Genomic DNA, 14,746 nt, shown 5'->3' on the forward strand with positions numbered 1-14,746 from the left:
TTTTATTATTCACTATTTTGTTGTGCCGCGGACAACCAGTCTGGTTCTGATCACTCGTTTTTCTATCTTGTCAAGTGGCGACAATCCTTCCACCTTATCCATGAGGATGTTGGCCGCTTCTTCGCCCACACGATGTCCCCGCTGTTCAACGGTGGTCAGCATCGGGTCGCAGGCAACTGCACGCTGTCCGTTGGTGAAACCGCATATCTGTACGTCTTCAGGCACCCTGCGTCCAGCATGTTTTACTGTGTATAGCACACCGATAGCCGTGTCGTCGTTAACGGCGAAGTAACCGTCTGGCGGATTCTCCATAGCCATGAGTTTGGGTGTCAGCTCCTCAGCAGCAGCACGGTTGTCGCATAAGCCAACGATACTCTCATCTATCTGCATGCCGTGTTTTAAAAGGGCATCCTTGTAGCCGTTGAATCGGTTTTTTGATATCTCCAACTGCATGGGGCCGCCGTAAAAGGCGATGCGCTTGCATCCAGACTCTATCAGATGAGTTACCGCATTATATGCCCCCATATAGTCGTCGACCACCACGCGACTGGCGTTTACACCCGTACAGATTCTGTCATAGAACACCATGGGGATGCCAGCGTCAATCAGCTTCTGATAGTGGTCGTAGTTCTTCGTGTCCTTGGCCTGCGACACAATCACACCGCACACCTTGTAGCGGTGGAAGCTCTCGCAGATCTTGGCTTCACGCTCATACTGTTCTCCGCTCAGTGCCACCATAATCTGGTAGCCACGACTGATAGCGGCCTCTTCGATACCTGTCAGGATGGATGAGAAATAATAATGTGTGAACTCAGGTACAATGACACCAATTAGTCGTTGTGGCATCACACGACTGTGACGGAGTGCCTCGCCGATGGCGTTGGGGTAGAAGTTGTGCTCGCGAGCATACTGTTGGATGGCCTTGCGACGCTCTTCGCTGATGCGGGGCGAATCCTTTAATGCTCGCGATACTGTTGCCACGGAAATGCCGAACTCCCGTGCGATATCCTTCATTGTCATTGGCGCTTTATCCTCCATCGGTCCTAATTATTCTGCGTGCAAAGATAATGCAAATCGGGCGAAATACAAAATAAATAGCGATTTATTTTTATTCGGGTGGTAGTTTGATGTCAAGGGAGTCCTTTGTGATTATTCAACTAACGATCTGTAACAAAATGATGGTATTTTACCAATAATTTGTTTCAAACTAACACATTTATGGTCTATATTATTGCAAAATGATAGTTTGTGGTAGATTTCAGAATCAAAGTGAAAGAAATAAGCGTATTATCTTCCATTTTGTTCGTACCTTTGCCCCCAAGTATTAAAGGTAAGATAGTTATGAAGGTAAAAAGACGTTGGAAATTCCTGATGGCAGCGATAACATTGATAGCTGTTGCAGGTGTGTTTGTAGGTGAACCTACTTTCGAGTGTGATTGGTCCGTTATTTCAGCGGCCGATGTGGCGTGGCTCATTACGGCCACGATTTTTGTTTTAATGATGACGCCTGGCTTGTCGTTCTTCTATGGCGGAATGGTTGGAGCCAAGAACGTGATCTCTACCATGTTGCAGTCGTTCATTGCTATGGGATTGATATCTGTTCTATGGGTAGTGATTGGCTTCTCTTTATGCTTTGGCGACGACATCGGTGGCGTGATTGGTAATCCTTTGACATTCCTGATGTTCCATGGAGTGGGTGGTGCGGTCTATACTACGCCTGCAGGACATATCTTAGGTGGCGCTTCGATACCGTTGGCCTTGTTTGCACTGTTCCAGATGAAGTTCGCCATCATTACCCCCTCGTTGATAACAGGATCGTTTGCTGAGCGTGTACGTTTTTCGGCTTACATGTTCTTCATGATGTTCTTTTTCTTCGTCATCTATTGCCCGTTGGCGCACATGACATGGCATCCTGAAGGCTTGTTCATGAAGTGGGGTGTTATCGATTTCGCTGGCGGTATTGTGGTGCATGCTTCATCGGGTGTGGCAGCTCTGGCTGGTGCCATCTTCTTAGGGCGCCGTAAGGCAGAGACACGTAAGAGCGAGCCGGCCAATATCCCATTTGTGCTTCTTGGTGCAGCCATGCTATGGTTGGGATGGTTTGGTTTCAATGCCGGTTCGTCGCTCCATGCAGATGGTGTTGCCATCAAGGCTTTCCTGAATACCAATACGGCATCGGCCACTGCCATGATGACCTGGATATTCTTCGACTGCCTACGCGGTCGTAAACCATCGGCCATGGGTGCAGCTGTAGGTTGTGTGGTTGGTCTGGTGGCCATTACACCGTCGGCGGGCTATGTCACTGTTGGTCAGAGCATATTTATCGCTTTCGTCATCACGCTGATCTGTAACATCGCCGTTTACTGGCGCTCGCGTAGCAGCATCGACGATGCCCTTGACGTATTTCCAACCCATGGTACTGGTGGTATCTTCGGTACCGTGTTGACAGGTATCTTTATTCAGGAAGGATTGATAGCCGGCACATGGGATGGCGTTGTTGTCTTTCTTTATCATCTGCTGGCCATTGTCATTGTGTTCACCTATACATTCACTATGAGTTGGCTGGGTTACAAACTTATCGATCATCTCATCCCGATGCGTGTCTCGGCCTACAGTGAGAAGGTGGGTCTCGACTTCTCGCAACATGATGAACACTACGGACTGGCTCATATCGGTGAGCGCGAATTAGCAGAGTATGAAGAGCATATCAGAGAGAAATATAACATGAGTACATAATTTAATAAGGTGTTGCCTATGAGTATCAGGATAACGGAATTGACAGACAGTCGCGACACTGTTAACAGATGGATGGAGCGTTATGGCGTACGCTTCGGTGTGTATAAGAATGGTATTTTTAACGAGCAATTGTTTCCTTTCGATCCCATTCCCCGAATCATCGGAAAGGATGACTGGAGTTATCTGGAACAGGGACTTAAACAGCGGGTACAGGCACTGAACCTCTTTCTATGGGATGTTTATCACGAAAAGAAAATTATAAATGATGGTATCGTGCCCGAGGAGTTCGTCTATTCGTCGAAAGGCTATCTGCCAGAGTGCGAGCGTATTAACCCGACAGGTGGCGTGTATGCCCATATCGCGGGTATCGACTTGGTTGAAGGAAAAGACGGCCAATGGTATGTGTTAGAGGATAACCTGCGCATACCAAGTGGCGCCAGCTATCCCATGATTGCACGACAGATTACACGGCGGGTGTCACCTGCAACCTTTGCTTCGAACAGCATTGCTGATAACCGCAACTATGTGGAGTTGCTACGCGTGATGATGGACGAGATGAACAACGGACGAGGCATTTCTGTGATACTGACTCCCGGTCGCTACAACTCTGCTTACTTCGAGCACTCCTATCTGGCAGAGAAGACGGGCGCAACATTGGCTTACCCAGGCGACCTGTTTGTAGAAGACAACAAGGTGTATTACACAGGTATCTACAAAGAACGTACCCGTGTGGGGTGTATCTATCGTCGTGTCAGTGATGAATATATGGATCCGATGGTATTCGAAGCCTCATCGTTGCTGGGCGTTCCCAATGTGATGCAAGCTTACAAAGCCGGCAATGTGGCATTGGTAAATGCAATAGGAAATGGTGTGGCTGATGATAAAGGTATCTACTATTTCGTACCGAAGATGATAGAATATTATTTGGGTGAGAAGCCCATCCTGCAGAATGCACCCACCTACTTGCCTTATTATAAGGCGGACCACGACTTTGTGCTGGAAAACATACAGCGCCTGGTGATTAAGGATGTGTCAGAGGCTGGCGGTTATGGTGTGGTGTTCGGTAAGGATCTGACGGAAAAGCAACTCAACGAACTGCGGGGCCTAATCGTTGATCAGCCGCGACGCTGGATAGCTCAGGAGGTAATCGACTTCAAAGACCTGGAGGTGCTCGATGAACAAGGGCTTGTTGAGCGTAAAGCTGACCTGCGTGCTTTTGTAGTCAGTGGTAAAGAGACTAAGGTGTGGTGTAGCGGTCTGACCCGCTTCTCCCGAAATCCTGACTCCTTTGTGGTTAACTCCTCACAGGGAGGTGGCTTTAAGGATACGTGGATAATGGAACAATAACACATTAATAGACAACGGAATGGAAAAGAACACAATTATATCGGCCAACAAGGCTAACTGCCTGTTTTGGTTAGGACGTTATGAGGAACGCGTGTATATAACCCTTCATCTGCTTCGAAAGTGCTATGACATGATGATTGATGGCGAGATTGATGACTATCTGCCTATCTGGACAAAACTCGATGTCTTGGGGGTATATGGTACGAACGATGAGTTCACACAGGGTATGATGTATGACGATGCGAATCCGGGTTCTATCATGGCAGCACAGACAAAGGCAATGGATAACGCCATCTTGCTGCGTGAGGAAATCATGTCGGAGACATTAAGTTATCTGGAAATGAGCGTAGCCCTGATAAAGAAATGTCGTGAAGAGAAGAACACAAATGTGATGCAGTTGCAGCCTGTTATCGACTGGTCGTTGGCCTTCTGGGGAACAGCCGAACAGCGTCTGCATAATCATAAAGCCCTTTATATCATGATGATGGGGCGCAATATTGAGAACCTCGATATGCTCCTTCGTTTCGAATATGATTATTCGCGTATTGCACAGGCCTATGATTCGGTGAAGCACTATTCACGCTTACTGCCTGGTCTGCTCGATGAAAATATGGAGAGTCAACTGGATCAGCTGATTATCAGTCAGAAATTTCATCTCAGCGATGTAGAGTACAAGAACAAACTGTTGGCATTCGTCAATCAGTTGACAAGGGTTTAGGCTGTTAGGATGAGACGCTATCTTTATAATTATCAGACCATTGTAACCTTCAGTGAGCCGGTGTCGGGACATTCGGTGATGCTGCGTTGTCAGCCTGCAGCCAACGCCTTTCAAACTATCGAGCAGGAACACGTAGTAGCATCGCCCGACTACTGGCTGACTGCCGGTACCGATGCTTTTGGTAACCGTATCCTCTTCGGAGGAGCCAACGAGCCACACTCGGTGTTTGCCTACGTCAGCACAGGGATTGTAGCTGTGGACACCTATTTCCTGAAACAGCGTGGTGAAAACATGATGCTGTATAATCAATCCTCGCAACTGACAAGCGTCAACGACGCGATGAAAGAAGCTGCTATGGTTGAGACAGGAATGTCAACGGTTGAGAAGGCCCAACTACTGTGTCACAGGGTTTACGAAATGCTGTCCTATGTACCAGAGACCACTACGGTCGAAACGCCTGCTTGCGATGTGTTCAGCAAACAGTGTGGCGTATGTCAGGACTATGCCCACCTGATGATAGCTTTTTGTCGGGCTAATGGGCTGCCAGCCCGTTATGTGAATGGTTTCCTGGAAGGTACTGGACAGACGCATGCGTGGGTAGAGGTGTTCGATGGCTATAGTTGGCAAGGCTATGATCCCACTCACGACCGTGCCCAGTTGCTGCAGGGCTATGTCAAGATTGCGCATGGACGCGACTCAGCCGACTGCCCCGTCAGTCGTGGAATCTTCTGCGGACATGCAGTACAACAAACACAAATCAGTGTAACACTACAAGAATTATGATAAAGACGATTGTATCAACAGAACTGCCTGTAGATGAGCAGTTCCGCATTCGCAAGAATGTGATTCAGCATGGCAGGGAGGGCCTGCGATTCTGTGTGGTAACAGGAACTCACGGCGATGAGCTCGAAGGCCAGATGGTGTGCTACGAACTGTCGCGCATGGTGGGAGAGCATCCGGAATTACTGAATGGTACGTTGGAAATATATCCAGCACTGAACCCGCTTGGTATCGATACCATCCAGCGTGGCATACCTAACTTCGATCTGGATATGAACCGTATTTTTCCTGGCGACCCTCAGGGGACGATGGCCGAACAAACGGCACATGCTATCATCGAGGATATCAAAGGGGCTGATATGGTGATTGATATCCATTCCAGCAATCTCTATCTGCGGGAGACGCCACAGGTGCGTATCAACGTACAGGACGCTGAGTGGTTGGTGCCCTTTGCCGAACATCTTGGAATGGACTTTGTTTGGGTGCACGATGCTGCCACCGTCCTTGAGGCTACGTTAGCCCACTCACTAAACAGTACGGGTACACCGTGCCTGGTGGTAGAGATGGGTGTCGGTCAGCGTATCAATCATAAGATGTGTCAGCGGTTGGTGTCTGGCATCCTGCACTTGATGCAACGGATGGGGATGTGGAAAGGCGAGGTGGCAGCCAGCATGCCAAGGACCATCATTTGTCAAGGTGACAGTGTGACATTCCTTAATGCGGAGACGTCTGGGGTGTTTTTGACAGAGATGAAGTGTGGTGTTCATATTTCGAAAGGACAGGTTCTTGGGCAAATCGTTGATCCACTGCGCGGAAAGGTGCTGAGTACAGTCAAATCGCCTGTTGATGGCTATCTGTTCACAATACGTGCCTATCCTATTGTGTATGAAGGATCGCTCATGGCACGAATCTTTAATTCTGAAGCAAAACAATGAGAGAAGAGACTATTTTTGATATGACGTCGCCCAGCCGCGACAGCTTCCGCATTACAGGCTACCGCTTTGGTGAAGGCGCTAAAACACTGGCTATTGTTGGAGCGATGAGGGGCGACGAGGTGCAGCAACAGTACATCTGTGCGCAGTTGGTGAATCGATTGGCCTTGATTGAACAGCATAATGGGATTTCTGAGGGTAAGAGCATCCTGGTGATACCTTCCTGTAATCCGTTCTCAATGAATGTGAGTAGCCGTTTCTGGGCCATGGATAATACAGATATCAACCGTATGTTTCCTGGCTATAGCGCAGGTGAGACAACACAACGTATAGCAGCTGCTGTTTTTGAGACCTTGACAGGTTTTCAGTATGGAATCCAGTTGGCCAGCTATTATGTGCCAGGTAACTTTATTCCCCATGTCAGGATGTTGAAGACTGGCTATGAGGATGTGGATACAGCCCGTCTGTTTGGTATGCGCTATGTAACGGTTTATAAACCTCGTCCTTTCGATACTACACTGCTGAATTACAACTGGCAGCTGTGGGGCACGAAAGCGTTTTCGATTTATGCTGGGAAAACCAGTCGCATCGATCAGACGGCTGGGGGCGAAACGGTTGATGCCATTCTGCGTATGATGAGCCGAACAGACATCATCACCACGGGCTCGGCGGGGGCCGCCTATGAGTCGGTTGTTGTCGATGAGGCTGTGTTCCATCATGTAAAAGCACGTCGTGCGGGCATCTTTATCCGCTTGGTAGATGTTGGCGATCGTGTGCATCCTGGTCAGTCATTAGCTCATATTATACATCCATATAACGGACAGATCCTTAACGATATCAAAGCCACGACAGAGGGAACGGTCTTTTTTGCTCATAACCGACCGGTGGTGTTGCAGAATGCTTTGTTGTTTAAATTGCATATCAGAGACTGAATCAGGTGCGGATGGTCAAAAAACTGGCAGATTATTTGGTAGATACGGCAGAATAGTGTAACTTTGCATCCGTAAAAACTACTTAAGGATGAAAACGTTACTACTGATATTGTTGGCTTTTTATGGTGTGCAGTTCACGACTTCTGCTCAGCAACAGACTCCCTATATCCCAGTCGGTGTGATTGATACTACAAAATCCGAAACTGTGGGGCTGAAACCTACAGTAGGTGTGAAGACGGTGACGGTATTTAAAGCCTCCGAAGCGTCCGACCATTATGCCAATGGTGTTGTGCTGGCTGCGTTTAAAGGAGCATTGTACTGTATGTGGCAAAGTTCTCCAAAAGATGAGGACAGCGACGATACCCGTGTGCTTTATAGCATCAGCACCGATGAAGGCAACTCATGGAGCAAGCCCATGGTGTTAGCTGCACCTAATCAGGATTGCTATTGTACTTCGGGTGGTTGGCTGGTAAACGGCGATACACTACTTGCTTTTATTGATATTTGGCAGAAAGGACTATCGCCACGAGGCGGCAAGACCTGCTACATGACAAGTGCCGACGGACTCTCGTGGAGCAAAATGCAACCAGTAAGAATGGCCGATGGCAGCGAGATGAATGGCGTGTTGGAACAAGACCCCTACCGTCTGCCCGACGGGCGTATCATAGGTGCTACTCATTTTATGCCAGGATTGCATCTCTGTCCTGTATATACTGATGATCCGCGAGGCGTCAGTGGCTGGCACAAAGGAGAGTTTGAATACAAGGATTTGGGCAAGACATCGCGCGAGATAGAGCCCAGTCAGTATGTGCGCCCCGACGGCACTATCGTGATGCTGTTCCGCGACCAGAGTAGTAGCTTCCGCAAGTTGGCGTCTAAAAGCAAGGATAGGGGATTGACCTGGACTCAACCAATGTTAACCTCTTTCCCGGATGCACGCACCAAACAGTGTGCAGGCAATCTGCCTGATGGCACGTCGTTTATCGTCAGCTGTCCGGTTCCTGCCAAACGTCGCTGGCCCCTCGTACTGCATTTGAGTAGCGATGGCAAGAACTTTGATAAAGCAGTTTTACTACGTAGTGGTGCAGCAGACGACTTGCCACCACGGCGCTATGATGGCCGGTACAAGACTCCTGGCTATAGCTACCCCAAGGCCTTGGTCTATCAAAATCGGCTCTATGTTGGCTATTCTACAAACAAGGAAGACGTGGAATGCACAATTTTCCCCTTTTCTTTGTTGTTTTAACAAAAAAAGTAGTATCTTTGCCACCCGAAAAGACTAATAAACGGAACCGATGCGGAATTATCTTGCAATGCTCTTGTTGGTGTTGATGAACTGGTGTGGCTCCATGCTTGCCCAGCCTCAGTGTACGGTGACTCATTACGATGAGTTCAGCGGCTTGGCGCAGTGGTGGGTTACACAGATCCTTCAGGATAAACAGGGGATGATCTGGATTTCCACATGGAATGGCTTGAACCGTTTTGATGGTTATGAGTTTGAATGTTTTAAGTCTCAAGCTGGCGATGGTGTTGACGTGCCTTCAGACCGCATTATGGATATGATGCTGATGGACGATGGTAGTCTGCGGTGTTATGTAGAAGGCCGTATCCTGGGCTTTTCAACAAAGACGTGCAAGTATTTTGAAATAAGTGAAACAGAGGAACGTCAACTGAAAAAGAAATTTGCTACAGCGCATCAGCGTGAGATGGCTTTTGAGTCGAAAGGATTGCCTAATTATTATAAAGATGTATATGGTACCGAATGGACAATCGGTCAGCAGGGCGGACTAAAGTATAAGGATCAGGCAACTGGGCAATATAAGGACTACCCTGCTGATTGGCATGGCGCTGATCGTATCCGGTTCTGCTTGGCCGACAAAGAAGGTAATGCTTGGTTTACCAGTAGCTATGGTGCGTTCAAACTGAGTTTCCACAAACAACCCTATCAGAAATTAGAACAGGTTAAGCCTGTGCAGGTGCGTTATTCTTTTTTGGATAAGAAACAGCGTTATTGGATTACAACTCGTGATGATGCTACCATTAGACTCTTTGACCGAAAGAATCGTGAACTGGGTTATTTAGGTGCGGATGGCCGACTGCATGCGGGATATACCTCGTTTGGATCGCCCGTATATCATATCTTTCAGGATTCAAAAGGTACTATCTGGCTATGCAGCAAACCTTATGGTTTGTTCAGATTGCGTGAAACTGCCGATGGGGTATTTAATGTGGAACACTTCGTACACCAAGATGGTAACTCGCATTCGTTGAGCAATAACGAGTTGTATTATGCCACAGAGGATAATCAGGGACGTTTGTGGATAGCAAACTTCAGAACAGGAATTGACTGCGTGGTCAATCCGCAGGCAGCGCATCCTGAATTCATACATGTGAACAAAATAGATCGTCCGACAACTGATGGGCAGACGCGTTCACGACAGCTTCATATCACTCGTCAGAATATCCTGTTGGCAGCCACTACAACAGGACTACTCGTGGCCGATATCTCGCCAAAAGATCCACGGCAGATAGTCTTTAAGCGCCATACGAAGGATATCCATAGAGGAAACAGTCTGAGTAATAATGCTACGATGTTCATCACGGAAGACAGTAAACAGCGTATATTCGTCTGCACAGAAAGTGGTGGCGTAAACCAGATACTATCTGATAATCTGCTGGCTCCTCAGCTTGAATTCCGGCATTTCAACACTTCTACCGGACTGCCTTCCGACGTGGCACTATCTGCTGTATCTTATCATAACCAGTTGTTGGTGGTGAGTAATAACCAATTGATCCTGTTAAATCCCGACGTCACCGAGAAAACTGACTATAAGTCGTTCTTCCTGAATGAAAAGCTGCGTTTTTCGGATGCTGTCCCTTTGATGTTGCCCGATGGTAGGGGCTTATTCGGACTGCAGAACGGCGCTTTTACTATCCGTAAGGAAGATGTAGGTGGCAACAGATACATTCCCCCTATGGCATTGACGGCGTTGATTATTGAGAATAAGCATAAAATGCGTGGGGTGAATACGATCGATACCTTAACGTTGGAACCGTCGCAGCGCAGTTTTCAGTTACGTTTTGCGGCACTTGAGTATTCTGATGCGAGCCAGATTTCTTATGCCTTCCGAATGGGAGAGCATGCCTCGTGGAATCATATAGGTAAGGACCGTTCAGCTACATTCCTTGATTTAAAACCAGGTACCTATCAGCTCCAGATACGGTCTACCAATTGTAACGGGCTGTGGGTGGATAATATACGTACACTGACAGTTATTGTAAAGCCAACTTTCTGGGAGACCCGTTGGGCGCAGCTACTCTATGCCTTGTTGCTGGTCATGTTTGTATGGGGTGTTTTGTATTTGCGTCATTATATTATCAGGATGAATCGTCGACAAAAGGAATTGCACGAGGCTTACTTGGCATTGTTGAACAACAAAGCCGAAAAAACTGTTTCTACTCCGTCGGACGCTTCCGTGCCTTCAAAACCTCAGATAAAACCTGAGGATGAGGCTTTTATGCAGCGGGCTATACAATTCATCGAGGAACACCTTGGCGATGCAGATATCAATATCGGTGACATGGCTGATGCAACAGCTACCAGCCGCTCTGGTTTAAACCGTAAAATGAAGTCGTTGCTGGGTGTCACGCCACTCGACTTTATTCGTGAGGCCCGTATCCGTAAGGCTTGCCAGATGTTGAAAGATGGTGCATCGGTTAATGATGTGGCTTACAGCTGTGGATTCTCCGACCCGAAATACTTTGGAAAATGCTTTAAAGCCGACATGGGGATGACCCCGAAGGAATATAAGGTGGAATATTCTGTCAAGTAAGGTGGAATTTTGTTTCAAAATAGCATTTTTGGCACAAAATTGCACCCAGTTGAGATAATCTTGCCCTAAAATTAGAACTTAGGATAGTACCTTTGCGTCGTCAATTATCGACGAACAACTAAATTCTAATTTATTCAATAACGTAAAAACAAAATGAAAAAGTTCAAGCAAATTGCAATGAGAGCTTTGTTCTTTGCAGTCATGACATTGATGGCTCAAATAGCTATCGCCCAGTCAAAGACTGTCAGGGGAACTGTGACCGATGGTAGCCATGAGCCGCTCATCGGCGTCAGCGTAACTGTTAAGGGTACGCACAACACGGGTGTTATTACTGATATGAATGGCACCTATTCCATTACGGTACCTAACGATAAGGCAGTACTCGTATTCAACTACATCGGGTTCAGCGAGACAGAACAAAGTGTGTCGGGTAAAACAACCGTAAACGTGGAACTGAAGGAAGACAACATCGGTTTGGATGAGGTTGTTGTCATTGGCTACGGATCGGTGAAGCGTAAGGATCTGACAGGTGCTGTGGCTTCTGTTCGTGGCGATGACCTGGCTGCTGTACCTGTGAACAACGTAGCTCAGGCGCTGCAGGGTAAACTGGCTGGTGTGAATGTAACCTCGGGTGATGGTCGTCCAGATGCTGATGTTTCTATCCGTGTACGTGGTGGTGGCTCAATCACACAAAATAACTCACCTTTATTTATTGTCGATGGCTTCCCTGTTTCAAGTATCAGCGATATTCCAGCCTCAGAGATTGAGAGTATCGATGTTCTGAAGGATGCTTCTTCTACAGCGATCTATGGTGCGCGTGGTGCCAATGGTGTTATCCTGGTGACAACAAAGAAGGCTGAAGGAGGCAAAGTAAAGGTTAGCTACGATGGTTATGTACAGGCTAAGAGTGTGGCCAAGACCTTGGAGACGCTAAGCGCACAGGATTATGTGCTCTTCCATTGGGGGTATGGAACTTCGCGTGGACAGGGCGTTGGTGATGCTGTAGCCAAGTATTTCGGTCTGGGAAGTAAGTATGGCAACCACTATGCTCAGTATGCCAATGTGGATACGCACGACTATACCGACGACTTGCTGCGTACAGCATGGACGCATAGCCATAACGTGGCCATTAGTGGTGGTACCGATAAGACCCATTTTGTGACTAATGTCAACTATATCAATGATCAGGGTATTAAAATTCGTTCAGGTTTGGAGAAGTTCTCGGCTTCGATGAAGCTGCAGCAGCAATTGCTGAGCAATCTGACTTTCGATGTTGATCTGCGTTATACAGAGTCAACCATCAATGGCCAGGAAGGTCTGCAGAGTGGTCGTGGTTCAGAGGTTTCTGGCGCCTACAAGTATCGTCCAATCGATAATCCTCTCGGTGGTGTTTCTGTGTCCGAAATCTCTGGTCTGAGTTTTGGTGTGAAGAATATTGATGATAGCTATCATGCTAACCCTCTGATGTTGGTTGAGAGCGTAACCAACTGGCATAATACACGTAATCTGCGTGGAAGTGGTGCGTTGGCTTGGGAGATAATTAAAGGTCTGACGGCTCGCTCAGAGGTGTCTGTTACACGTGCCAGTGGTACAGCTAAATACTATGACGATGGCTATAATGATGCTGCTGAGAAGCGTGCCACTCTGACTCGCAGCACTGGTACAGGCCTGCGTTGGTTGAATACCTTGAACTATAGTGTTGAGTTGAATAAGATTCACTCACTGAATTTCTTGCTGGGTCATGAGTTTATCAAGAGCGACTCAGAGTCTTCGCAGTTGGCGGGCTACGGTTTTCCTGATAATTTTGACTACGATACCGCTATCGGTATGATCAATACGGCAACCCGCTCTTTCTCTGCTATTAACTCGATTGCAGTGCCTACACGTACCATATCTTACTTCGGACGTGCAAACTACTCACTGTTGAATCGTTATCTCTTCACGGTAACCATGCGTGCTGACGGTAGCTCTAAGTTTGCACCAAACAACCGCTGGGGTTACTTCCCTGCTGCCGCTTTCGGATGGCGTATCAGTGAAGAGCCGTTTATGACAGGTACAAAAGAGTGGCTTTCGAACCTGAAACTGCGCCTGTCGTATGGTATGTCGGGAGCTGATAATATCAACTCAAACCTGTGGCGCGAGACATGGAAGACTACCAGTGCTGATAATAATAAGGTGACTATTAATGGCGAGAAGACTCCGTTCTATCAGCCTGATGGACTGTTGGCTAATAACGATTTGAAGTGGGAGACAACCATCTCTCGTAACCTTGGTATTGACTATGGATTCCTCGATGGACGTATTAATGGTAGTGTTGAGCTCTACTGGAACACAACTAAGGACCTGTTGATGCTTGTGCCCATCGATAATACTACTGGTTACACCTATCAGTATCAGAACTTCGGTAAGACTTCAAACCGTGGTTTTGAAATCTCTGCCAATGTTGATGTGATCCGTACCAAGAATCTGCGTTTCAACGTAGGTGTCATCTATAACTATAATAAGAATAAGGTTGACGAACTGACAAATGCCGATAACTATCTCTATTCTTCATACTGGGCTTCATCGGCTACAATGCCTGTAAACGATTATATGTTGGTTGAAGGTAAGGCTGTAGGTATTGTTCGTGGTTTCAAGTCGGCTGGTTTCTATACTGTTGATGACTTTGACTACATTAATGGACAGTATGTATTGAAAGCCGGTGTGCCTGATTTCGACCGTTCTATTTCGGGAAACTACATGCATCCGTTTGATCTGCCTGCAGGTCAGAGCGCCTTCCCTGGAGCTGCAAAGTTTGAGGATACCGACAAGAGTGGTCGTGTGACCCTCGACGATGCTACTGAGCTGGGCGAGGTGATGCCTCATCATACAGGTGGTTTCTCGCTCAACCTTCAGTATAAGAACTGGGATGCCAGTGCCAACTTCAACTATGTGCTCGATGGCAAGATCTATAATGCCAATGCCATGATGAACCTCTCTGGTGGTGAGTATAATGACCTGACTGCACAGAAGTTAGCCTTCGTTGCCGATGCTTATAAAGTATATAATGTAAATGCTTCGGGCGAGCTGTATGCTGTAACTGATCCTTCAGAACTGCGTACACTGAATGCCGGTGCCAAGTATGCCGTGCCTTATCATCAGAATGGTATCGTGACCGATCAGTTCCTGGAGAGTGGTGCTTACCTGCGTCTGCAGACACTCACCATTGGCTACACCCTGCCAAAGGCTTTGGTTAAGAAGGTAGGTGTCAGCAACCTGCGTCTTTACCTGACAGGTAGCAACCTCTTTACCATTACAGGCTATTCTGGTGTTGATCCGGAAGTAAATGCCAGCACCACAGGACGTACCGGCTTCCTGGAGAGCGTAAAGGTATTGCCAACGCTGAACATGGACTGGGGCGCTTATCCTCGTGCCCGTACATTCACCTTTGGTGCTAATATCAGTTTCTAAAACCTAAATTTCGACAAT

The 14,746-nt window shown here is 47.4% G+C and carries 10 protein-coding genes; 9 read left to right on the top strand and 1 reads right to left on the bottom strand.

The annotated features are described in order from the left end of the window. Positions 1–12 precede the first annotated feature (12 nt). Positions 13–1,038 carry a LacI family DNA-binding transcriptional regulator gene (locus T491_RS0105015; RefSeq protein WP_028902916.1) on the bottom strand — a complete coding sequence of 342 codons (1,026 nt, stop codon included), beginning with the start codon at positions 1,036–1,038 and terminating at the stop codon, positions 13–15. Positions 1,039–1,341: 303 nt separating this feature from the next. Between T491_RS0105015 and T491_RS0105020 the strand changes: the two genes are divergently transcribed. The 9 genes from T491_RS0105020 to T491_RS0105060 all read left to right on the top strand — a co-directional run bounded on the left by T491_RS0105020 (position 1,342) and on the right by T491_RS0105060 (position 14,728). Beyond that, the gene (locus T491_RS0105020; protein ID WP_028902917.1) at positions 1,342–2,736 is read left to right on the top strand and encodes an ammonium transporter; all 1,395 of its coding nucleotides are present in this window, start codon (positions 1,342–1,344) and stop codon (positions 2,734–2,736) included. 18 nt (positions 2,737–2,754) lie between these two features. After that, positions 2,755–4,083, top strand: coding sequence for a circularly permuted type 2 ATP-grasp protein (locus T491_RS0105025; RefSeq protein ID WP_036915307.1), 1,329 nt, complete (start codon positions 2,755–2,757; stop codon positions 4,081–4,083). 19 nt (positions 4,084–4,102) lie between these two features. Further along, a complete protein-coding gene (locus tag T491_RS0105030) occupies positions 4,103–4,801 on the top strand; it encodes an alpha-E domain-containing protein (RefSeq protein WP_028902919.1) in 699 nt (232 codons plus the stop codon). Positions 4,802–4,810: 9 nt separating this feature from the next. After that, positions 4,811–5,584: a transglutaminase family protein gene (locus T491_RS15725; protein ID WP_051522975.1), complete on the top strand. Its 774-nt coding sequence runs from the start codon at positions 4,811–4,813 to the stop codon at positions 5,582–5,584. Next, positions 5,581–6,516, top strand: coding sequence for a M14 family metallopeptidase (locus T491_RS0105040; RefSeq protein ID WP_028902920.1), 936 nt, complete (start codon positions 5,581–5,583; stop codon positions 6,514–6,516). The genes T491_RS15725 and T491_RS0105040 overlap by 4 nt, the downstream gene beginning before the upstream one ends. Continuing rightward, a complete protein-coding gene (locus tag T491_RS0105045; RefSeq protein WP_028902921.1) occupies positions 6,513–7,445 on the top strand; it encodes a M14 family metallopeptidase in 933 nt (310 codons plus the stop codon). Before T491_RS0105040 ends, T491_RS0105045 begins: the two co-directional genes overlap by 4 nt. A gap of 88 nt (positions 7,446–7,533) precedes the next feature. Further along, positions 7,534–8,691: a sialidase family protein gene (locus T491_RS0105050; RefSeq protein WP_036915309.1), complete on the top strand. Its 1,158-nt coding sequence runs from the start codon at positions 7,534–7,536 to the stop codon at positions 8,689–8,691. Positions 8,692–8,740: 49 nt separating this feature from the next. Then, a complete protein-coding gene (locus tag T491_RS0105055; RefSeq protein ID WP_028902923.1) occupies positions 8,741–11,278 on the top strand; it encodes a helix-turn-helix domain-containing protein in 2,538 nt (845 codons plus the stop codon). Positions 11,279–11,431: 153 nt separating this feature from the next. Then, positions 11,432–14,728 carry a TonB-dependent receptor gene (locus T491_RS0105060; RefSeq protein WP_036915312.1) on the top strand — a complete coding sequence of 1,099 codons (3,297 nt, stop codon included), beginning with the start codon at positions 11,432–11,434 and terminating at the stop codon, positions 14,726–14,728. Positions 14,729–14,746 lie beyond the last annotated feature (18 nt).

This window comes from Prevotella sp. P6B4 (genome assembly GCF_000619985.1).
Lineage (GTDB): Bacteria > Bacteroidota > Bacteroidia > Bacteroidales > Bacteroidaceae > Prevotella.